We start from the raw sequence: 22,229 nt of genomic DNA, 5'->3' as shown, positions 1-22,229 counted from the left end.
GTGACTTTATTTTAAATCTACACCATATTTTCTTCAATTTTCAATACTGGTGGCTGTTTTTTAAGTCCTTTTGTCAATACAAGTAAATAAATGAAGCCTATTATTAACCAACTTGCTCCAAGTACCTTTGAGTGCACATCAAGATTCACAAGTAGTAAAATATCAAGAGCAGCTCCAATAATAGGAATAAATAAATATAAGACAGTTCCTTTTACCGAACGTTCTCTATTTCTAATATAATAATGAGCAATTACGGCAATATTAACACAAGTATACGCAAGAAACGCCCCGAAATTAATAAATGATGCTACAAGATCTAAACTTAAAAATAAAGCAAGCAAAGAGACAAAACTAATGATCAGGATATTATTTACGGGTGTTCTATATCTCGGATGCAGGGTGCCAAAGAACTTTTCAGGAAACTGTCCATCTCGCCCCATCGTATAGAGGACTCGTGATGCACTTGCCTGGGACGACATAGCACTACCAAATACAGCTAAAGCGTAAAGCGCAAGATATATTGAGTACATCGCCTTTCCACCAACAAGTTTAATAATTTCGTAGGCAGCCGAATCAGGATTATTAAATGTATTATACTCTGGCCATACAAGATACGAGAAATATGAAACACTTGTAAAGATTAAACCACCACCAAGAGTAATTAATATAACAGCTCGGGGAATTGTTTTCTTAGGGTTCACTGTCTCTTCCGCAAACGCTGTAACTGATTCAAACCCAAGGAAACAAAAGCATAATAATGCTGCTCCAGCTATTGTATAAGAAAAGGGTTCTTTCGAATTATAGAATGGCTCAAGAGATAAAAGAGTTGCCGTGCTTTCTCCCATAAAAATTTCCTTAATAGAAAAACCTATAAAGATAAGGATAAAAAGAAAAGCAAAAATCGTTATGAATGCGTTTACATTTGTGGCAAACTTCAATCCTTTAATATTAATAAAAGTGACGAGCATCAGCATACCTGCAATCCATATGTAACTTGGAATTGTAGGAAAGGCTGCTGAGAAAAAAATACCAAATACTAAATAATTTACCATTGGCATAAATAAATAATCCATTAAGATCACCCATCCGACAAGAAATCCAACAGAGGGATTGATCGATTTTTGCGTATAAACATAAGCAGAACCGGAAGATGGAAACGCAATTGCCATTTTCCCATAACTGTAAGCAGTAAACATCATTACCACTAGAGCAACTATCATTGCCCCCGGAACCGTACCGTGGGAAATATTAGCCGCAATACCATACGTAGTAAAAGCTGTGGTTAACCCCATAAATGAAAAACCAAACAACACAACTGGAATGAGTGTAAGTGTTCTATCTGTTTTCCTTAAATTTGACATGTAAAATACTCTCCTCCTTTACCTGATTTAACCTTTTACAAGAAATGGGATCTATATTATTACTTCCATAGCTTTTTTAATACGTGGTTTTCTAGAAATCATAAAAAAGTCAGTAAGATGCTAGGGAGCATACTTTGAATTATCCATGAATTTGTTGTGTAGAACTTATCTCCCCATTCCTCGTAAAGAATTCCGTCTGCAGAATGGATAATTCATTGGAATGTATATTATATCTTATATAATTCCTTCAAAAATCTTCTCGCTGGCATCTTTACTGACTCCTGGAATTTCTTTAGTAGCGACTCGTTCAATAACTTGTATACTGATTTCTATTCATAGAAATGAAACGTAGAAATATGAGATGACTCTAAGGACGTTTTATTATTTGGACACTAGTAACTCTGTATTTATATCTGTATAAGGCATGTTATGATTGATCCCAACTTCGTGATGAACTATTTCACCGTTCAAAGTGCTGATACAATTTCTTACGATTACATCATTTACTATAACTTCCTTCAATCCATTATTCGCAATATTCATAATATATGGGCCGGTTGTCATCAACATCATGTTTGTCGAGGTTTGTGGACATAGAGCCGGCATATTAGGGACACAGTAATGTAGGACTTCTTGTTCATAATATACTGGTTCCTCTAAAGTCGTATAACGTGAGGTTTCAATTATACCCGTTCCTGCAATATCAATAATAATAGATTTAGGTTTCATCTTACTGACCATCTCTCGTGTTATGAGAGGTTCGGTTACCCCTGGCATCGGATAAATTGTATTAATTAAAACATCACTTTGAATAAGTTCTTCGAACATCGTATCTTTATCCCAACACAAAATGTCCACCTGTGGCAACTGATTGTTCAAATAATCAATGCGTTTCATTGATGCTTCCATGATTGTTACATTCAATCCGAGACCCACAGCAACTTGCGCAGTATTGAGTCCAGCATTGCCACCACCAAGTATGAATACTTTGCTCGAGGGCAATCCGGCCAGTTTCCGAAGAAGTATTCCTTTTCCGCCATAACCATATTGTGCATATTTGACTGCTTCAAGCATTGCTAATGTTCCTGCAATTTCACTCATTGGTTTAATCGTAGGTCTCGTCCCATCAGGTAAAACGATTAATTCCATTGATAATGAAATTGCTTTTGTATCTAGTAATGCCTGTGTCATTTCATGATTAACATCTTCCGCCAAATGAAACCATGCCATTATCATTTGATTTTCTCTAAGAAGGCCGTATTCATAGGGTTGAAGTTCCTTCACTTTAACAACAAATTCTGCCTTCTCATAAATGTCGTCAATCGTGTTTACTATTTTTGCTCCAGCCAAAACATATTCCTCGTCACAAAAACCACTAGCTTCACCTGCCATGCTTTGTATAAGTACTTCATGACCGAAAGTTGTTAATTTTTTTACCCATGTTGGATTTAATCCCACTCTAGTCTCTGCAGTTTTTAATTCTTTAGGAACTCCTACTATCATTATTCATTCTCCTTTTTAATTGCATTTAATTAATTGAACATTCTAAAATCTTACAGGAAAATGACAACCCTTACATTAGACACGAGGTTAAATTTATATTAGTTTTTTTTTAACCAAGCACGTTTATTTAAATCCCTTAGGACAGATTATCTGGACTTTCAAGAATACAGAATTGGTAAAAAGTGATAATTTTTCCATTGTTCATCTAATGTTTTGGTTGTTTTCAGTTTCAGTACTCCACTGTTATTCTATAGAATAGATTCATCCGCACCTATAATAGATGAAAAAAGGTATAAATGGATACTATTATGAAAGATTCTCAGGTTGATTAAGTTTTTTCATCAAAGCACGTAAAAGAACGCATTAATTGGGGGTAAACAGAGAAAGGGATCCATATTTTAGGGCTTAGACTTTCTAGTATAGTTATAATATGATACAGCTAACAATTATAAAATGAGGAGGTACATATGCTTACAGTACAAGATGTTCTTAAGCGCTCACTCTTTTCAAAGACGGAGGTAGTTGCAGGGGAAAACGGGTTGCACCGTCAAGTCAAATGGACACATGTCCTTGAAATTCCGTTTTTTGATGATACCATCTTTCAGGGAGGGGAACTGATACTCTCCACCGGATTTGGGTTTGAATGGAGAGACTCCTCTAATACTTCATTTTTGTTAAATCTTATCGAACGCAACGCCTCATGTTTATGTATAGAACTTGGACATTACTTCGAAAAGATTCCTAAAGAAATGATCGAGATGGCAAATGAGTATGACTTTCCGATTATTATTTTCAAAGAATTCATAAACTTCGTCGAAATAGCACAGGATCTACATTCGTTTTTCATTAATGCTCATCATGAGAAGTTGGTTACATTAGATTCGATTTCAAGAGAGTTCCATTCATTGTCACTCACTACTCATGGGTTATCAAATATTCTAAAGTTGTTGCAACAGAAGACAGAAGCACCAATAATCTATCTTCCTTTAGAAGGAACTCCTTTTTCGATTCCAGGATTGAAAAATGACTTTATGGAACAGCTACTCCAAACCATTTACGAAGATAAAGAACACTGGCACGACCGAATTACAAATGATTCGCCCGTTGAATGGAAGGCATTAAACCATACTATTCTTCTCCAACCGATCGGGGCAATGGATCAAATCTGGGCGTACCTTGTTATGGCTTTAGATCGTGAATCGGATGAATTTGATTTCCTAATCCTTGATCGCGCTTCCCTAGCGATCTCACAAGACTTATTGCGCAAACATTATTTGGATGAAAAACGATTGCGTTTAGAATCCACATGGTTAAATGATTTACTTTATAGACGCATCAATAATGAGGAACAAGCAAGGGGATTTATTTCGTTAAAATCTAAGCACTCTTCTATACGTTATCGAATTGCAATCATTGATATCGAAGATGTTTTTCATCCGTCTTCATTAAGTTTATCGGATGAAGAAAATGAATCTGCTATTTATCATTATTCTTTAAAAATTCGATCTGGGTTCGGAAAATATTCTTTTACACCCTATATCACTTCAATAAGAAATCAAATTATTGTATTAGCTATTGATCTGGGAACTGCCGATTCCTCTAAGGAACGCTTCTTGAAAGTGATCGATACCTTGCTATATGTTAGAGAAGGTGAATCTAGCCAAATCCGTATAGGTGTTGGGCGACAATACCAGTTACTTTTGGATGCTCATACTGGTTATCGAGAAGCGCAGTTAGCTTTAAATTATCGTACATTTTCAACAAGTGCCTTTTACGAAGACCTTGGCATATTTCGGCTAATTCAATTAATTCAGCATGATCAAGATACAGCACATTTTATTGAGGACTATCTCTCTCCTTTAATAAACTATGATAAGGAATATGGAACGGAATTGCTTCTGACTTTAACGAAATACTTTGAGTTTGATCGCTCAAAGAAGCTTACGGCTCAAAAATTGCATATTGTAAGACAAACACTCTATCATCGAATGGAAAAAATAAAAAAGATTCTTGATTTTGATTTTGATATGCCGGAGAACAGATTAAACGTTGAAATGGCTTTGAAAGCATTTCAACTTATACAACAAGTGGGAGTACCTACGAAGTAGTTATCAACCGCAAAGTAAATGATAGTAAATGTATAGATGGCTCTAAGAATGCTAACAAAGTGACCATCTTAAAATTGCTTGATATTGAAGATAAAACAACTTACTGTTACCGGAAAAAATATTAAAGAGGTAACGCTACATGCTCACCAAGCTAACAAGATGATTTTTATGTCTCATAGAGGGTGTAATTCTAAAACGAAGAAATCGATTTATTATGGAAGTAGAAGTTGAGGGGGGAGTTTATGATTGTCATTGTCCAACCAAGGGGCGAATAGGCAACATTGTGTTCCGCAATATCTCTTGTCTACTTTCTAAGAGTAATGATACGAATAGAGAGAGAGCTATCCTGTTAAACTGCTGTATCTATGAATATGGCAGGTTAACTTCAACATTACATCTACAGAAGTAAATCTAATACGTTATTTTGAGATAAAAGCTATATGCTTTAAAAGCATAATGATACTTACATGTAGGAGTATGTCGTAGCACCCATCACTTGCAAGTTTTATTTTCATATTATTAAAGTAAGATTTCGAACCTATTGGGAATACTATCTATAATAATATTAAGACTCCGAGGATTAAAAACAATTTAGCAATAATATTCATTGACGCCCCATACCTCCTACTCTATTGTTAACCTAATTTTTCATTTTAATGGTAATACGCCATTTATCATTCATACGTTCTTAATGAATGATGAGTTGCAGTAATTGGAAATAAACAACTCTGTTGATTTTTAAAATGAACAAAGTTATTTAACAAAGCCTTATTGTAAAAAGTAAGAAAAGAGTGTACCATTAAATGAGAATGATAATCAATTACAATTGGTTACCGAGGAGTGAGTGTAAATGGAACAGCAAGATTTATTCGATGTAACTGTTATTGGAGGAGGGCCAGCAGGCCTTTACTCCACTTTCTATAGTGGGTTAAGAGAAATGAAGACAAAGCTTATTGAATATCAACCACAATTAGGCGGGAAAATTCATGTATATCCAGAGAAAATGATTTGGGACGTGGGAGGGCTGACACCAATTACGGGAGCAAAATTAATTGAACAGCTAGTAGAGCAAGGCTTAACATTTAACCCAGAAGTAGTGTTGAATGAAAAAGTGGAGTCAATCACACGGAATGAAGAAGGTATTTTTGTATTACTTACTGCTTCAGGCCAAAAGCACTTTTCAAAAACAATAATTGTGGCTGTAGGCGGTGGAATATTGAATCCTCAAAAGCTAGAGATAGATGGGGCCGAAAGGTTTGAAGTCTCTAATTTGAACTACATAGTGAAGTCATTTAAACGATTTAAAGATAAAACAGTGATCATTTCCGGTGGTGGAAATTCTGCAATAGATTGGGCAAATGAATTAGAGCCTATCGCCAAAAAAGTTTATTTAACATACAGAAAAGATAGTTTAGCAGGTCATGAATCACAAGCAACACAATTAATGAACAGTTCCGCAGTTTGTATTTTGAATACTTCGATTACAAAACTAGTAGCCTGTGCTAATCATGAATTAATTGAACATGTTGAATTGACAAATCATGAAACTGGAGAGGTTTCGTACTTGCCCATTGATGAAGTGATTATAAATCATGGATATGAGCGTGATACTTCTCTACTTGAAAATAGTAAAGTGAGTATTGCTAAAGCAGATAATTACTTTATTGCAGGTAATGCTACTAGTGAATCTTCGATAGATGGAATTTACGCCGCTGGGGATATTCTAAAGCACGATGGGAAGTTAAATTTAATAGCAGGTACCTTCCAAGATGCAGCAAATGCTGTAAACAAGGCAAAACAATTTATCCAGCCTGACGCTAATGAAATTGGAATGGTCTCGTCACATAATGAAATCTTTAAAAAGCGCAATAGAGAATTAGTTAAACAAATGATGAAACCATCTAAAATTCTTTAACTGTTAATAAAAGCTCCAATGCCCTTTTTGGCATGGAGCTTTATTAACTTCTTTTTATAGTGATTCTTTAATAACCTTTTTGTAATGAAAAACGGATAGGATTCCGAAAATCGAATACAATGCCGTGTATAATGCCATGACGATGATCATCGGTGTCCAAACTTCGGTCCCGAATAAGAACCATCCTGATTGGACTGCGAAATAACTGTGAAGCAACCCGACGACTAAAGGAATACCGAAATTGAAAACTTGTTTTGCTTGGATTCCTCTTAGTAAGTCACCACGAGTGAATCCCAGTTTTCTTAAGATTGTATAATTGGATTTTTCGCCTTCACTTTCATCCATTTGTTTGAAATATAGGATACAACCGGATGTGACGAGGAAGGTTAATCCCAAGAAGCCGACTATGAACATGATAAGGCCCATATTCTTCTTCTGGGTGTTGAACATTTCTAATTGGGAATCATTTACATGTTCTTCTTTGAAACTCATTTTATTGAAAATATCATTCGCCTTTTCGAGTTCAGCTTCATCCTTCACATCAATCCCGATATTCACCGATGATACTTTTTGGATTTTCGGGTCGATATCCTTTTTCAAACGGTCGAATATCGTTTGGTCTACAATGGCAACGGGCAAACCGCCACTCGTAAAATAGTAGGACAAGAAGGTATCATCATTCAATCCCATATATGTTTGCGGAATGACTTCGTGTTTGCCTTTCAGTTCAATCTTTCCGGAATCCTTCAAGGACATGACCTTCTCCATCATATTACTGTATCCGCTGAAAAGGGTCTCATCTTCAGCAAGGTTGATTCCTTTAACGGATTCATCACTGATGACGGGGACAGTCATGATGTCTGGATCAAAGTTCACAGTTTCCAGGCTGGTCTCCATTATTTCCTTTACATTGACATCCACTTGAATGACATCAATCACCTTTTCGTTATAATCGATTTTACTGTCTGATAAAGCTTCTTTGAATGCATCCGCATCTTTCATATCCGTCATGGAAAAATCGGTAGGGATACTGCTTTGTGCACTCTTCTCTGCTGAGTAGTAGGAGATATAGCTTAATGATAATAATCCAATCGCCAAAGCGGAAACGGTCGTGATGATCGTCAATAATACCGCATTCGATTTCATCCGGAACATGATGGATGAAAGGGACAATACTTCATTGATGTTCAAATATCCATTTTTCTTTTTACGGACGATATTAAAAATAAAGCTTACGGATCCTTTATAAAATAGGTAGGTCCCGATGATGACGGATGCCAGAATGAAGACCATGGCCATAAAAAGCTCGGTCATCTCTGAAAAAGCTCCATCGAATAATTTGGATGAAACGACATAGCCAGCAATGATCAGGATGATCCCGAATATCCCGATGATCATTTCGAACATCGAAACCTTTTTCACTTTTCCTTCCGTCATTGAAGTCACTCTAAATAATGATAAAATGGTCTGCCTTTTAATGAAGGCATAATTCATTAACATGATGAAAAGATAGATGGCGCTAAAAACGAGCACGGTTTGAACAAGCGGCTGAAAAGAAAATTGAAGGGTCGCGATCGCCTGGACACCGGTAATTTTAAATAAAATCATGATGATTAATTTTGAAGCCGCAAACCCTACAAAGATTCCCAGGAATACGGAACAGAAATACAAGATTAGGTTTTCCACACTCAGGATACGGAATATCCTGTTCTTGGTCATGCCTATCAATTGGAATAAGCCAATTTCTTTACTGCGTCTTTTTATGAAAATGCTATTGGCATATAAAAGGAATATGGAAACAATCGCAACAAGCAGGATCGATGCAGCCTTGATGGAGGCGGCCCCTTTCACTGTACCCTCCGTTTTATCCATCGATGGGTCATATTGCAAGGTGACAAAGGCAAAATAAAGGGAAGCGCTGAAGACTAGGGCAAACACATACAGGTAATAGTTCTTCAGATTCTTTTTCAGGTTTCGAAAGATGAGTTGATTAATGCTCATTTTGAACCCCTCCCAAAACGCCTTGTGTTTTCATGATGTCCTTGAAGAAGGTTTGTCTGGATTCTTCACCTTTATTCAATTGCGTATAGATTTGTCCATCTTTAATGAAAATGACTCGGCTGCAATAACTGGCCGCCACTGGATCATGGGTTACCATGATGATCGTTGCTTTGCGCTTTTTATTCATTTCGCTCAGTTTGTTCAGTAAATCGGAAGCTGATTTGGAGTCTAGCGCCCCAGTCGGTTCATCCGCAAAAATGATGCTTGGATCATGGATGAAAGCCCGTGCTGCAGACGTACGCTGTTTTTGACCACCGGAAATTTCATTTGGGTATTTATCCTTCACTTCATATATGCCCAGTTCCTTCGCCACGGTATCAAACTTTTGTGCCGCTTCATTATTGGGTGTTTTTGTAATGGATAAGGGCAAAAGGATATTTTCTTTGACAGTCAGTGTGTCCAATAAGTTATATTCCTGGAAGATGAAGCCTAAATGGTTCTTTCGAAATTCGGCCAGTTTCTTTTCTTTCATACCGGAAATTTCTTTTCCATCGATTATAATGCTCCCGTTGCTAATCTTATCAATCGAGGAGAGAACATTGAGCAATGTCGTTTTCCCTGAACCTGATGCTCCCATGATACTCACGAATTCGCCTTCTTGGATGTTAATATCCAGTCCTTTTAATACTTCTTGTTTATTAAATTTATTACCATAGCTTTTATGGATTTTTTTCGCTTCTAATATATTCATTTGGATACACTCCTTTTTTTCTATATCCTCATTATAAAAGGCAATGTATTTCTTTTCCTTCGTTTGGACGAACAAAGAATAAAAGCATGTGACACTTTTGTCACATGCTTGTGATATTCACGAAATCATTTCTTTTTGGGAAGGTCAAGGTAACGGTCGTTCCGGTTCCAAGCTCTGATTTTACATCAATGGAGATGAATAGGGACTCAGCAGCATTCTTGGTTAAATATAACCCCATGCCTGTTGCCGCATTGTCACGATGATTTGTCGTGGATGTAAATCCTTTATCAAATATGCGGGATAAATCCTTTGGGTCGATGCCCCGTCCAGAATCCTTCACTTCAAGAATCGTTTGTTCAGCTTGTTCATGGCTATATATCGTGATATCTGAGTTTTCACTGTATTTGATGGAGTTGGTCAAGAGCTGCCTCATGATGAAGGCCAGCCATTTGGCATCACTAAGCACTTCGGTTACTTCTAAATGAATGTCAAAGCCAATCCCTTTTTGAATGCACCATGATTGCAGCGTTTTAATCTCATCAAAGATTATTGTTTCCAAATCGGTATTCTCAATATACAAATCATTTTCGATGAAAGGAATGCGCCTTTGATGGAGCTGCTGGTCAAGAAGAAGGTGAATGCGCAGCCACTCATAAGTCAAATGGGATTTCAGCAATTCATCATCCAAGCGGTCAATCATTAAATGCATCGCCGTCAATGGTGTCTTCACTTCATGAATCCAAGATAATAATTCATCCTTCTCCTGTTCTAAAGTCATTTGACCTTGCGAAGCAGACTGTTTCAAAAATTCGGTTTGATTCATGATGCTGTTTTCAATGATTCTTTCAAAAGGGCTGTCTGGATCGGCTATATTTGTTAAATCAAGATTGTCTTCCCGGTCTTCTAAACTTTTATAGAATTTCGTTTCTATTTTGTAACGGACAATTAAAAAGATACTGAACATGAGCAATGATAAAAAGACAATATACATAATTGGCTTTAACGGAATGGCCGAATCAAGATAAGCGACAAAGATAATGAATAGATGAAGAAGTATGTAGAATGTGATCCAGCTGAACCTTTCCACGAAATATTTTCTGATCATGCATTTGCCTCTTCTACTGCGATATAGCCCTGTCCGACCTTCGTTTCGATAAAATGCCCTAAACCCAGTTCATCCAACCTCTTTCGTAAACGGTTCACATTGACTGTAAGGGTGTTATCGCTTATGAAACGTTTGTCATCCCATAAGCTGTTGATTAATTCTTCCCGGCTTACGATCTTATTTTTCTGCTCAATGAGCTTTTTCAAGATGAAAATTTCATTTTTCGTCAATTCGATTGTGCCAGTCTCGGCCGATACCGTGTTCTTCTCGTAATCCACAGTTGCGCCGCACCAGGTTTTCAATTCGATCTTTTCGGTATTGTAATTATAGACACGGCGAAGGGTGGCCTGTATTTTTGCGATGAGTACATCGAAATGAAAGGGCTTTTGAATAAAGTCATCAGCTCCAAGCTGCATGGACATCACCATGTCGGTAGGATGATCACGTGAAGATAAAAAGATGATGGGAACATTGGAATGGGTCCGGATCATTCTGCACCAATGAAATCCATCAAACTTCGGTAACTGTATATCAATGATGACCAAATCAGGTTTTATGTCCGTGAATTCCTGAACCACTTTACTAAAATCGCCAATTCCATAAATATCATAAGACCATTGCGCCAATCTATCTTTAATTTCATTGAATAACGTCGTATCATCTTCTATTAATAGTAGTTTAAACAAAGGGTTCACCGCACTTTCCAGCTTTTTCTTAAAATTATATAGTAAAACCTTTAAAGGTTCTATAGGGGGGAGAAAAGGAGCTGTAATAGCCTGTTCATCGTTACCGGTTGTATGTAAACCACTATTATATTAGAATGGACCATAACGAATGGAGGAAATGAAATTATGTCTGATTTTCCAAATTGCCCAAAATGTAATTCAGAATACACGTACGAAGATGGAGGTCTTTTTGTTTGCCCGGAATGTGCTCATGAGTGGACTTTAGAATTAGAAACTGAAAATAGTGATAAAAAAATTATCAAAGATGCAAATGGAAATGTCTTAAACGATGGTGATTCTGTAACAGTAATTAAAGACCTTAAAGTAAAAGGGAGTTCATCAGTCCTGAAAATAGGTACAAAAGTAAAAAGTATACGTTTGGTTGATGGAGATCATGATATAGATTGCAAAATTGACGGATTTGGAGCTATGAAATTAAAATCTGAATTTGTTAAAAAGGTATAAAAGCAGTTTTTTTTTATGCAACTGAACCGAAAATATTTTCTATTATCAATTCTGGTAGATATTCAAATTCTACCAGGATTTTTTTAGTTTCTGAAAAGTTTCACTATTGGAGGAATAGTTGTAAAAAAATAGATGGAGAGTTTTCATGGCAGTCTATACGGCAAACGAGGCGTGATTATTTACGGAAGATTCTATCATTCTTCTCAGTTATAAGGTCTAGCGGGCAATCTTGTACTCGGCATTTTACAGAGGCTTTATCTTAACTTTTTGTATTGAAAATGCAGGATGAAAAGAGGGTCGAAGAGTTCGTGATTTCCAAAATAAAGAAAATCCAGATATATATTTAAACGTTCATTGTTTTCCTGTAAAATAACTTTATATGGCAGAAACTCTGTCAAATTTCTTGTCAAATTATTTAGGAAGCTTGAGGGAAACGTAAATTATGGCTTTTGAAAAAAATCTTGAGAAAAGTTGGAATAATCAACCAAACATAGGCTTAAAAGCTTATTTAAAGAAAATGAAGGGCGAAACTAGAGATAAAGACAGAATTGATTATATTGATTCCTTTGTTTCAGCTATAGGTGGACTCATTGCTATTATTATCATTAGTTTTGTAGCTGTCTATTTAGGATATCCTATGGCATTAGCTCCTCTAGGTGCAAGCTGTGTAATTGTATTTGGCGCCCATAAAGGTATCTTGTCTCAACCTCGTAACGTTATTGGAGGACATTTAATTTCTACCACTTCAGCACTTATTATTTGGAGCATATTTGGTAAGAGTCTATTCATTATTGGTCTAGTATTAGCTATTGTATTATTAATAATGACTCTTACAAAAACTGTTCATCCTCCCGCAGCAGCAAGTGCCCTTGTTGCTGTTAATTCTCAAGCTGGATGGGGATTCCTTATTTCGATTGCAATAGGTACTATATTATTAGTTTTTATATCAATGATCTATAATAACTTATTTCAAGCAAGACAGTATCCAAAACACTGGTTATGAGACTAATAATGTATATAAACTGAGATAACTAATATGATTAGTTATCAGATGATGTTTATTAAAAATTGCTCTTTTAGCTTAATTATCTGGATTTTACTAGTCTTGCAAGTTTAAAAAAATGATACGAATAAAAATAAAAAGCCATTTCCATATGCTAAAGGTTGGGACCTTTAGCATATGGAAATGGCTTAACCCTGTTTGTCTGATAAATTATTCATAAATCACGTTTGAGATATACAATAGGATTAAAGAGGTTACCAATTAAAAAAAGGAATTAATTAACAATATAAAGATGAGCAAGTACTTAATAAAGTATCTTGCTCACCAGGTTGTGAAATATAATAATCTTAATATACTTTGTCACCGTTAAAGATTGAATTTTTAACTACAACATAATCTACATTACGGATTGCTTCTAACTTGTTTCCTCCAGCATAAGAAATAGAGGACTGAAGATCTTGCTCCATTTCTTTCAATGTATCTTCTAAAGATCCTTTGTGCTCGACAAACATTTTTTTGCCTTCAACATTCTTCTTTTCACCTTTTTGGAATTCCGAAGCTGAACCAAAGTATTCTTTAAAGGCCTTTCCATCTTTCTCAATTGTTTCTCCTGGAGATTCTTCATGTCCAGCAAATAATGAACCAATCATAACCATAGAGGCACCGAATCTAATTGATTTAGCTATATCACCATGTGTGCGAATGCCTCCGTCAGCAATAATAGGTTTACTTGCTGCTTTTGCACACCAACGAAGTGCAGCTAATTGCCAGCCACCAGTTCCAAATCCAGTTTTAATTTTAGTGATACATACTTTCCCTGGTCCAATGCCTACTTTTGTAGCATCAGCACCAGCATGCTCTAATTCTCTTACTGCTTCTGGAGTTCCCACATTTCCTGCAATAACAAAAGTATCAGGTAAGTGTTTTTTAATATGCTGAATCATATTTATAACAGCAGTGGAATGACCATGTGCGATATCTATCGTAATGAATTCTGGTACAACATGTTCATTTGATAATTGTTGTATGAAACCATACTCTTCTTCTTTGACGCCCACACTAATAGATGCGATTAATTCACGTGAGTGCATATCTTTAATAAATGAGTGTCTCTTTTCTGGTTCGAAACGATGCATCACATAGAAGTAACCATTCTCCGCTAAGTAAATGGCAACCTTTTCGTCTATAATTGTTTGCATATTTGCAGGGACCACAGGTAACCTAAATGTATGTCTACCTAAGGTTACAGTTGTATCACACTCAGAACGGCTATTTACTATACATTTTGCAGGAATTAATTGAATATCTTCATAATCAAACACGTTTTCCATGATATGCACCTCTATATACGAATGTTATTATATTTTTATATTAAAATTGTTCGCCCACTAGGTAATGTACATCATTTTTCTCAGTAAGTCAAAATTTTTAATAGTTATATTGTGTGTCACTTCAGAAAAGTTATGACAAATTGATAGGCAGAGGGGTAACATAAACGTATATCATCGTATAATTAACATAGAGGAAACTGATATTTGGTCGTATATTGAATAGACAAAGAATCCAAAAAATTAGAATGTTAATACAGCTGATGAAGAGTCTAAGGTGACATTGCGATTGAAGGGATTACATAATATTGAATTTAATATCTTGTATCTGTTTGGTATGCCTTTGCTCATGTAAGGATAATAATTCAATCCATTGATCCAATGATAGGTCCCCGAACATGGGATGTTTGGCTTTCTTTTTATTTAAAACAATTTCTTTATCCATTTCATAAAGAACCTGCAATAATTGATCCCTTGATTCAGCCAGTAAATCTATAATTTTTGATAATTGAAAAGGTTTTTGTGAGGGTAAAACGATGTCAGGAGATTTGAATTTTTTTTTCATATCAGAAATTAAGTAAATATTTTTTTGAATGATATTTTTGTAATCCTTATCCCGAATACCTCTGGCTATAGCTTCAGTAATTGCCTGCTCAGAAAGATATAAGTGATGGCAAATTTGGGCGATGCTCCATATATCAGGAACAGGTTTGTGATTGAGTGTCTTGTCCTCCAATTCTGTAATTTCCTCTATTAGCTGGTTTCTCGATTCGAATAATAAATCATACTCTATAAAATTCATACGAACCTCCCCCTTTAATGACACCTCGTTTTTGAATGTATCACTCGAACACGTTTTTCATGATACGTATGACTGAATCCGAAAAGTATATTCTTTTTATATTAAAAATCGTTCGTCTATTAGGTGGTTTCCCTGATTTATTCTCAGGGAGTCAAAATTTCAAAAAAGTGTTCTTTATCCATTAATAATTTTAACAGATTTGAAGCATTTTTAGAAAAAAATGGATAGATTGACAGAAGCGTGATTAAACAGGATTGTCGCTTTACCAGGATACATTTATATCTTTGAATTTACAGGTAGCTATACATCAGTACTGGTTGCAATTGCTATTATGTTGACTATCAATTTACTATTGATTGTCCTAGCATTCAAAGGTAAAAAGAAACTCGAAGAAGCTGGGCTTTGGAACTAATTACCTCTAAATTATAACACCGTTAATATTCCTTAAAGCAATGATAATAGAAAAGGCGGGAGATTAATTCTCTCGTCTTTTTTTGACTCTTAAATAAATAATTTCAGTAGATAGATTTGAAAATAAAAGTATACTTTCATAATTTGAACAGGAAAAGTTGCGAATGAAATGGGGAACTTTTACACTAAAGATATACAATATTAAATTTGACGGGTGGATCTTGATGGCTAAAACAATAGTTGAAAAATTGAATTTACAAAAATATAAAAAGGTGGCAGTCTTGCATTTACCAGATGGTGCAGATTATTTAGCGGAGTTAGCGGAATATGAAACAGAGCTTTCTGAAAGTACGTATGATCTTATATTTGCTTTTGTATTAGATATGGAGTCTTTAAAAGGAATCGTAAACAAGGTAATTGAAAAAAATTATCTGAATAAAAGCGGCTATATCTTTTTGGCTTATCCCAAGAAGGGGAATAAAGTGTATCCAACGTATATTCATCGTGATGATTTATTAGCTGGGCTAGGTGCAGATGAAAATGGTTATATTGGATCGAGTAACATTAAGTTTGCACGTATGGTTGGATTAGATGATGTCTTTACGGTTGTCGGTCTTAAAGAAGATTCCCGAAACAAGAATCAACCATCTTCCAAAGCAAGTCAATGTGTAGATGATTATATCGCGATGATTCAGGATATAGAGAAAGATTTGCAGGATTCTCCGGATTTACTTGCGTACTATCAATCACTCACTCCAGGGTACCGTAAAGATTGGGCTCGTTATGTGTATAGTGCTAAACAAGAGGAGACTAAAGAAAAGCGACGCGAAGAAATGAAAGTGATTCTTGGAGAGGGTTACAAAAGTCGGGATTTATATAGAAGAGATAAATAAGTGTATTACGATGCCTTCTACTTTTCTTCTTCTGTAGTTCATCATGCATGAACTTAGCTAGAATCTGTAAACCTTACCATAAATAAAGAAAGCTCCAACCTGAAACAGAGAGACTAGTTCACTCTCTGTTTTTTGTCATGTTCACTCTATCAAACGCATATACTAGACCAAATTAAAATTTCAAATCGTAATAATTATGATTTGTAAAGGTGGTTGATAAAATGCTTTTGAAACGATACACGGGCAATCTGCTGTTATTGATTCTGCTGTTTTTGCTACTTGCATTCTTTTTTCTAGGCGATGTGTTTATTCCAAAAGCACTTGATTTCTCAGCCTACCCGATGCTTCATTCGGTGTTGGTTGTATTTTTGGGGTTGTTTTTAGAATCGATTCCTTTTCTGTTCTTGGGTGCAATTGCATCTTCGTTTATCCAGTTGTTTGTTAGTGAAGAAATCATTCAGCGGATGATTCCAAAAAGACCTCTTACGGCTATTTTTGCTGCGATTGCGGCGGCACTGATTATCCCGGTTTGCGAGTGTGCAATCATACCGGTCGTGCGAAGGTTAATTGTGAAGGGTGTCCCGGTTCATGCAGGTGTTGTTTTACTCGTTACCGCCCCAATCTTAAATGTCATCGTGTTCGGCTCAACTTATTATGCCTTTCAGAATAACCCGTCCATTCTATACGGAAGAATCATTCTCTGTGTTATTACGGCCGTTATTGTAGGTTTATTTATTTATATCTTCTGCAGTAAAGACGTGGTAAAAGAAGATAAGATAGAACTTGTTCATGAGCATGATCACGTTACTCCTGGGCCTAGTAAATGGACAAGCTTCATCGATCACACTTCACAGGAATTTTTTATGGTCGGCAGATACTTTATCATAGGCGCCTTGTTTGCCAGTGTATTTCAAGTTTTAATGGATCGGACTATTCTGGCCGATATCGGTCAGACTCCGATTCAAGGCACAGCACTGATGATGGGAATCGCATTTGTACTTTCGCTCTGTTCATCAGCAGATGCATTCGTTGCCGCTTCCTTTTCTCATAGTTTTCTACCGGGTTCTATCCTTGGTTTCCTTGTATTTGGTCCAATGCTGGATTTGAAAAATGTTCTGATTATGCTGTCCTGTTTTAAACGGAGATTTGTCGTCACATATGTACTGCTTGTTTTCGCAGTCGTCTTCAGTCTGTGTCTGCTCGCAGGTGTAATGATAAGTAAGGGGGACATCTAATGAAAAGTTTTTTTATCCAAAGACTTGAGGGACTGCTGCTACTTGGATTGGGTCTTATGATTTTTAAATTGTACGTTTCTGGTCATTTAACGAAATTAATTGCACCCAAAATGGTTCCATATGCGTTGGCTGCGCTTTTTGCTTTTTTAGTAATCAGTCTTCTGCGTATGAAAAAACAAAAACAGAGCCTGCATAATTGTGAGTGTGAATCCCATAGAGAGTCTTCTCCGGCCATGAAGGTCCTGAAATATAGTTTGTTCTTCATTCCGATTATGCTTGGCTTCATTTTGACGGACTTTACATTGAGCGGAGAAGTGCTGGCAAAAAGAGGGATGGCGCAGCAACAGACTCCCTTAGTAAGTTCATACGATGCAGGGAAACATGTGAACAGTGAAAAGATTTCTGTCACAGATGACAATTACTTTGAAGTATTGGATGATTTACTGAACAACCTCGATACAATCGAGGGGAAGGAAATAGAGCTTTCCGGGTTTATTTATCGTGAAGATTCATTTAAAGAAAAACAAATGGCAATCGCCCGCCTCTCCATGTCCTGCTGTGTGGTCGACGCGACGTTATACGGCTATATGGTCAATGGAAATGTGAAAAATATGAAGACGAATGATTGGTACACCATTACAGGCACATTAAAAAAAGGGAGTTACAAAGGTGAAGCGGTACCGGTTATTGATTTAAAAGAGTCGAAGAAAATAAAGGCACCGGAAGAAGCTTATTTGTATGAAAATGTGGAGATTATTCAATAGATTGCTATGGGATATTGTTCCTTTTTATGGAGTGTGTTAAAATACTTTGTAATTAGGAGTGGATGAAAATGGAAGAAGGAAAAACCTTTATGAATTCACAACTTCATCATCATACACAGTAGCTTTGCTATCCGATTGCTGAAAAATCGTGAATAGGAAAGCTATTTATCATGAACCGTATTTGATTAGTAAGTTAATCAGATGCGGTTTTTTATTTTTTCTAACAAAAGGAGGAGTTTTAATGAAGAAGATGGCTTATCAAAATGTAAAAGGTACACAGGATTATTTACCACAAGATGAGGCAATTCGTAATCAGGTTAAAAGGACTTTAGAGGATGTTTTCCTTCTTTATGGCTGTCAGTCAATTGAAACACCAATTTTGAATTATACAGAATTACTTGCTTCGAAATATGGAGGAGGAGCGGAAATATTAAAAGAAATGTACACACTGACTGATCAGGGCAAACGGGAATTAGCCCTTCGTTATGACTTAACCATTCCTTTTGCAAAGGTCGTCGCAATGAACCCAGGAATAAGGAAGCCGTTTAAGCGGTATGAAATCGGAAAAGTGTTTCGTGATGGACCAATTAAGGCAGGGAGGTTTCGTGAGTTCACCCAATGCGATGTTGATATAGTTGGCGTGGAATCACAGGCGGCGGAGGCAGAGCTAATGATGATGGCGATTGAGGCCTTTCAGAAGTTGGGTTTAGATGTGCGTATTCAATATAACAACCGGAAGCTATTAGCGGGTATGCTTGAAGTACTGGGTGTCCCTAAGTCTGAAATAGCTGATGTGACACTAACTTTGGATAAACTTGAAAAAATATCGATAGAGGGTGTTTCAAAAGAGTTAGAGAGAAAACAAGTGGCAGTTGAAACGATCAATGCAATTAGAAGTTGGCTAAATGAAGGGGAAACAATCGACTTGAATTTCTTCAAAGGCTTGGCGACAGATAATATTCTACTCCAAGAAGGAGTAAAGGAATTATCGGAGTTAAAAGGGTTATTGAAATACTTACAACTTGAGGATGTCTGCATCTTTAATCCGTTTTTAGCTAGAGGACTTGAGATATACACTGGAACGGTATATGAAATTTTTCTGGCAGACGGCGAATTAAAGTCGAGTATTGGAAGTGGAGGAAGATATGACAATGCAATCGGAGGGCTTGCAGGTACCAATGATAAAGTCTCGACTGTGGGCATTTCTTTTGGTCTGGATGTGATTTTAACTGCTATAAAAGGTAGAAACCAAACAAAAAATGTTTCTAATCTTGACTACTATATTATTCCAATTGGTATGGAAAAAGAAGCATTAGGTGTTGCCAAAGAATACCGCCAAAAGGGATATAAAGTGGAAGTCGAATTATCAAGCAAAAAGATAAGCAAGGCCTTGGATAGGGCAAACAAAGAAGGGATTCAGGCTGTCATAATAATCGGTGAAAATGAGGTGAATGCGAACATCATTAAAATAAAGGATTTGAAAACCGGGGAAGAGGCATCACTTCCATTTATGTTTTGACAACTTACAATGACATGTTTCTCAGTTTTTTCATAACATAATGGGAAAAGGAACAGGGAGGTTTTTATACATGTATGGGTACGAAACGTATGAAGATGATTGGAGTAGACAGCAGAATAAATTAGTCCGTCAGCTTGAAAAGGCGATAAATGGCGAGTACAGCGCCATCCAGTGTTACGAGAAATTAGCTGAATTAGCACCGGATGAGAAGCAGCGGAAGCGGATTATGGAAATTAGGGAAGATGAGGTCAAGCATTTTCAGAGATTTGCTCAGATTTATACCAGCTTGACGGGGGTGCAGCCACAGCCTAAAGTGACGGAATCGTGCCCTGAGTCCTATAGAGACGGGGTGGAATTTGCGTTCCAGGATGAGCAGGAAACCGTAGATTTTTATAGAGAAGTGGCAGATGGTGTGGCTGATCGATCCGTAAGCAAGGCATTCAATCGTGCTGCCGCCGATGAGCAAAATCATGCCGTGTGGTTTTTATATTACTTAGTCGGCTTAAAAGGATGATTAATTCGTATGAGGGTCGAATTATTTGCATGAAGGACGAATTATCCTTTTGAGGGACGAATTATTTGCGTGAAGGACGAATTATCCTGCCCAACGGACGAATTATCTTTTTGAAGGTCGAATTAATCCATTTACAGCTTATGCTGCGATCATACAAAAAAATAAGCTAGGAAAAATCCTAGCTTATTTATTGCTGCAAAATCCAACTCTGTAAAAGCGTCACTTTTTTGCAGACAACTTATGGTTCATAATAGCAGGACTCTTTGACGCTTTTGGCGAAATCGTCAGTGAAATTATCCCGCATAAGAGTAGTCCAACACCAAACCAAGACATTAGAGTCAAGCTCTCTCCGATGAGGAATACGCCTAGAAGCGCGGCTGTCAGCGGCTCAGCGAGTGACAGAGAAACGGCTGTTGATGATGGAACAGATAAAAGCCCTTTATTAAAAAGTAAGTAGGCAACTGCGGTAGCGAGAAGACCAAGATGGAGGCTGACGGCCAACCCGTTTGTGGTTCCTATCCAGCTGATATCAAATAAAAATAACATAGGTGCCAAAAGCAGGGCGCTGAAACAAAAGATGACCGCAGCGGTTGCTTCTGGAGGCTGTTTATCCAAAATCTTTTTACTTACCAGTGTGTATACTGTAAAGGAAGCCCCTGCACCAAGCGCAAGCAAGGCACCTACTGGATCAATGGTAACAGAACCTTGATTGGAAAAAAGAAGCAAACATCCGGCAATTGATAAACCTGTTGCCATCCACCATCTCGGTGACGGACGTTTTTTACCAAATAGCCATTCAAGGAAGCCGGCGATAATAGGGGCGCTGCTAAGTGTAATAATGGTTCCGATGGCGATTCCGGTCATGCTGACAGCTGTGAAAAATAGCGGTTGATAACAGGCCATACCTAGCGTCGCCAAAATGGTTTCTTTTATTGGCCAATTGTGTAGCGTTATTTTTTTTTGCCAGATTGCAATGAGCAATAAGGCAGTACCACCAACAGCCAGGCGGACGGAACCAATCGCAATTGGGTGGGCGCCATCAGGGGCGAAAGATTGAGCTGTTCCGGTTGTTCCCCAAAGCATAGCGCCAAGTATGACGAGTAAATATGGGTATTTACCATTCATGAACGTTCTCCTGTCATTAAAGATTTAAAATTCAGACTATAAAAGTATATCAATAATGCTCCCTTTATCAAATAGGAAAGAGGCTGGGGTCATTTGTTCGGAAGAACGGAACATAGTATAATGGCCTTACATATATCATGTAAAAAGTGGAGATAGGATTTGTAAGGGGGGATAAGCATGTCTTCAGGTAATCGAAATAATCAAATTGGGCCGCCGCGATTTGCTATTGCCATTCACTCACTGGTTTGGCTTGCTCAAAGCGGAAAGCTTTTGACGAGTTCAGCGATAGCTTCAAAGGTGAATTCACATGCGACGTTTTTACGCCGAGTGATGGCTCAGCTTGCTGTTGCAGGGATTGTCGAAACAAAGGAAGGGCGCGATGGTGGATATAGTTTGAAAGTGCCTGCCTCTCAGCTGACTTTAGCGGATGTGTATCAAGCCGTACGCCCAGAATGTCTTGTTTGTATGGAAACGAGTGAATGCGGCGAAGTTGGGAAGCAGTTGGATACGGCTTTGGAAGAAATCATGAATGAAGCAGAACAGGAAACATTGCGCCTATTAAAGGGGTATACGTTAGAAGAGTTTATGAAAAAAGTCGACTTTGCCAATTTTGAAAAAGAGTGTCTAGGGTAATATCCTTGCAAGAGGATACCCAAGATTATATAATGTGCTTAATGTGATTGCATTAAATGAAGGGGGTT

General features: G+C 37.0%; 20 protein-coding genes. 11 read left to right on the top strand and 9 right to left on the bottom strand.

Annotated elements, in window-relative coordinates:
* Window positions 1-17 precede the first annotated feature (17 nt).
* Both NST21_RS21570 and NST21_RS21565 read right to left on the bottom strand, forming a co-directional pair.
* Window positions 18-1,361 (bottom strand): APC family permease, encoded by a 1,344-nt coding sequence (locus tag NST21_RS21570; protein WP_340891117.1) that lies wholly within the window; start codon window positions 1,359-1,361, stop codon window positions 18-20.
* Between the two features lie 381 nt (window positions 1,362-1,742).
* A complete protein-coding gene (locus tag NST21_RS21565) occupies window positions 1,743-2,864 on the bottom strand; it encodes an alanine dehydrogenase (RefSeq protein WP_340891116.1) in 1,122 nt (373 codons plus the stop codon).
* A gap of 467 nt (window positions 2,865-3,331) precedes the next feature.
* Between NST21_RS21565 and NST21_RS21560 the strand changes: the two genes are divergently transcribed.
* The 3 genes from NST21_RS21560 to NST21_RS21555 all read left to right on the top strand — a co-directional run bounded on the left by NST21_RS21560 (window position 3,332) and on the right by NST21_RS21555 (window position 6,887).
* Window positions 3,332-4,972 (top strand): PucR family transcriptional regulator, encoded by a 1,641-nt coding sequence (locus NST21_RS21560; protein ID WP_340891114.1) that lies wholly within the window; start codon window positions 3,332-3,334, stop codon window positions 4,970-4,972.
* A 175-nt stretch (window positions 4,973-5,147) separates the two neighbouring features.
* A complete protein-coding gene (locus tag NST21_RS28945) occupies window positions 5,148-5,381 on the top strand; it encodes a hypothetical protein (RefSeq protein WP_445670605.1) in 234 nt (77 codons plus the stop codon).
* A 441-nt stretch (window positions 5,382-5,822) separates the two neighbouring features.
* The gene (locus NST21_RS21555; RefSeq protein WP_340891113.1) at window positions 5,823-6,887 is read left to right on the top strand and encodes an NAD(P)/FAD-dependent oxidoreductase; all 1,065 of its coding nucleotides are present in this window, start codon (window positions 5,823-5,825) and stop codon (window positions 6,885-6,887) included.
* A 54-nt stretch (window positions 6,888-6,941) separates the two neighbouring features.
* Here the strand turns inward: NST21_RS21555 and NST21_RS21550 are convergent, their stop codons facing one another.
* From NST21_RS21550 to NST21_RS21535, 4 genes are all read right to left on the bottom strand, one after another.
* Complete coding sequence (locus tag NST21_RS21550; protein ID WP_340891112.1) at window positions 6,942-8,888, bottom strand: ABC transporter permease; 1,947 nt, start codon at window positions 8,886-8,888, stop codon at window positions 6,942-6,944.
* The gene (locus NST21_RS21545; protein ID WP_201186282.1) at window positions 8,878-9,639 is read right to left on the bottom strand and encodes an ABC transporter ATP-binding protein; all 762 of its coding nucleotides are present in this window, start codon (window positions 9,637-9,639) and stop codon (window positions 8,878-8,880) included. The genes NST21_RS21550 and NST21_RS21545 overlap by 11 nt, the downstream gene beginning before the upstream one ends.
* Window positions 9,640-9,739: 100 nt before the next feature.
* A complete protein-coding gene (locus tag NST21_RS21540; protein ID WP_340891111.1) occupies window positions 9,740-10,744 on the bottom strand; it encodes a sensor histidine kinase in 1,005 nt (334 codons plus the stop codon).
* Complete coding sequence (locus tag NST21_RS21535; RefSeq protein ID WP_056529595.1) at window positions 10,741-11,430, bottom strand: response regulator transcription factor; 690 nt, start codon at window positions 11,428-11,430, stop codon at window positions 10,741-10,743. Before NST21_RS21535 ends, NST21_RS21540 begins: the two co-directional genes overlap by 4 nt.
* 165 nt (window positions 11,431-11,595) lie before the next feature.
* Between NST21_RS21535 and NST21_RS21530 the strand changes: the two genes are divergently transcribed.
* Both NST21_RS21530 and NST21_RS21525 read left to right on the top strand, forming a co-directional pair.
* The gene (locus NST21_RS21530) at window positions 11,596-11,934 is read left to right on the top strand and encodes a zinc ribbon domain-containing protein YjdM (protein WP_056529574.1); all 339 of its coding nucleotides are present in this window, start codon (window positions 11,596-11,598) and stop codon (window positions 11,932-11,934) included.
* Window positions 11,935-12,376: 442 nt separating this feature from the next.
* On the top strand, window positions 12,377-12,937 hold the full coding sequence (locus NST21_RS21525; protein ID WP_340891110.1) for an HPP family protein: 561 nt from the start codon (window positions 12,377-12,379) through the stop codon (window positions 12,935-12,937).
* Between the two features lie 347 nt (window positions 12,938-13,284).
* Here NST21_RS21525 and guaC read toward each other — a convergent pair whose 3' ends face one another.
* Entirely contained in the window at window positions 13,285-14,268 is a 984-nt protein-coding gene (gene guaC, locus NST21_RS21520; protein WP_340891108.1) for a GMP reductase, read from the bottom strand.
* Window positions 14,269-14,563: 295 nt separating this feature from the next.
* The gene (locus NST21_RS21515) at window positions 14,564-15,067 is read right to left on the bottom strand and encodes a DinB family protein (protein ID WP_056529569.1); all 504 of its coding nucleotides are present in this window, start codon (window positions 15,065-15,067) and stop codon (window positions 14,564-14,566) included.
* 635 nt (window positions 15,068-15,702) lie between these two features.
* On the opposite strand from NST21_RS21515, the gene NST21_RS21510 reads away from it, so the two are divergent.
* The 5 genes from NST21_RS21510 (at window position 15,703) to NST21_RS21490 (ending at window position 20,403) form a co-directional block, all read left to right on the top strand.
* Window positions 15,703-16,371 carry a YdeI/OmpD-associated family protein gene (locus tag NST21_RS21510; protein WP_445670560.1) on the top strand — a complete coding sequence of 223 codons (669 nt, stop codon included), beginning with the start codon at window positions 15,703-15,705 and terminating at the stop codon, window positions 16,369-16,371.
* A 221-nt stretch (window positions 16,372-16,592) separates the two neighbouring features.
* Window positions 16,593-17,606, top strand: coding sequence for a permease (locus NST21_RS21505; RefSeq protein ID WP_340891106.1), 1,014 nt, complete (start codon window positions 16,593-16,595; stop codon window positions 17,604-17,606).
* Window positions 17,606-18,370 carry a TIGR03943 family putative permease subunit gene (locus tag NST21_RS21500; RefSeq protein ID WP_056529556.1) on the top strand — a complete coding sequence of 255 codons (765 nt, stop codon included), beginning with the start codon at window positions 17,606-17,608 and terminating at the stop codon, window positions 18,368-18,370. Before NST21_RS21505 ends, NST21_RS21500 begins: the two co-directional genes overlap by 1 nt.
* A 241-nt stretch (window positions 18,371-18,611) precedes the next feature.
* Window positions 18,612-19,889, top strand: a complete 1,278-nt coding sequence (locus NST21_RS21495; RefSeq protein ID WP_340891105.1) for a histidine--tRNA ligase — start codon at window positions 18,612-18,614, stop codon at window positions 19,887-19,889.
* Between the two features lie 70 nt (window positions 19,890-19,959).
* Complete coding sequence (locus NST21_RS21490; RefSeq protein WP_340891104.1) at window positions 19,960-20,403, top strand: ferritin-like domain-containing protein; 444 nt, start codon at window positions 19,960-19,962, stop codon at window positions 20,401-20,403.
* 219 nt (window positions 20,404-20,622) lie between these two features.
* On the opposite strand, the gene NST21_RS21485 is transcribed toward NST21_RS21490, so the two are convergent.
* Window positions 20,623-21,528 (bottom strand): EamA family transporter, encoded by a 906-nt coding sequence (locus NST21_RS21485; RefSeq protein WP_340891102.1) that lies wholly within the window; start codon window positions 21,526-21,528, stop codon window positions 20,623-20,625.
* A gap of 177 nt (window positions 21,529-21,705) precedes the next feature.
* On the opposite strand from NST21_RS21485, the gene NST21_RS21480 reads away from it, so the two are divergent.
* Entirely contained in the window at window positions 21,706-22,161 is a 456-nt protein-coding gene (locus tag NST21_RS21480) for an RrF2 family transcriptional regulator (protein ID WP_201186266.1), read from the top strand.
* The last annotated feature ends 68 nt before the right edge of the window (window positions 22,162-22,229 follow it).

Origin of the sequence: Peribacillus sp. FSL K6-1552 (assembly GCF_038005205.1) — a bacterium.
GTDB lineage: Bacteria > Bacillota > Bacilli > Bacillales > DSM-1321 > Peribacillus > Peribacillus butanolivorans.
The sequence above is the reverse complement of the archived record's forward strand: the minus strand, read 5'-3'. Positions and strand labels throughout refer to the sequence as shown.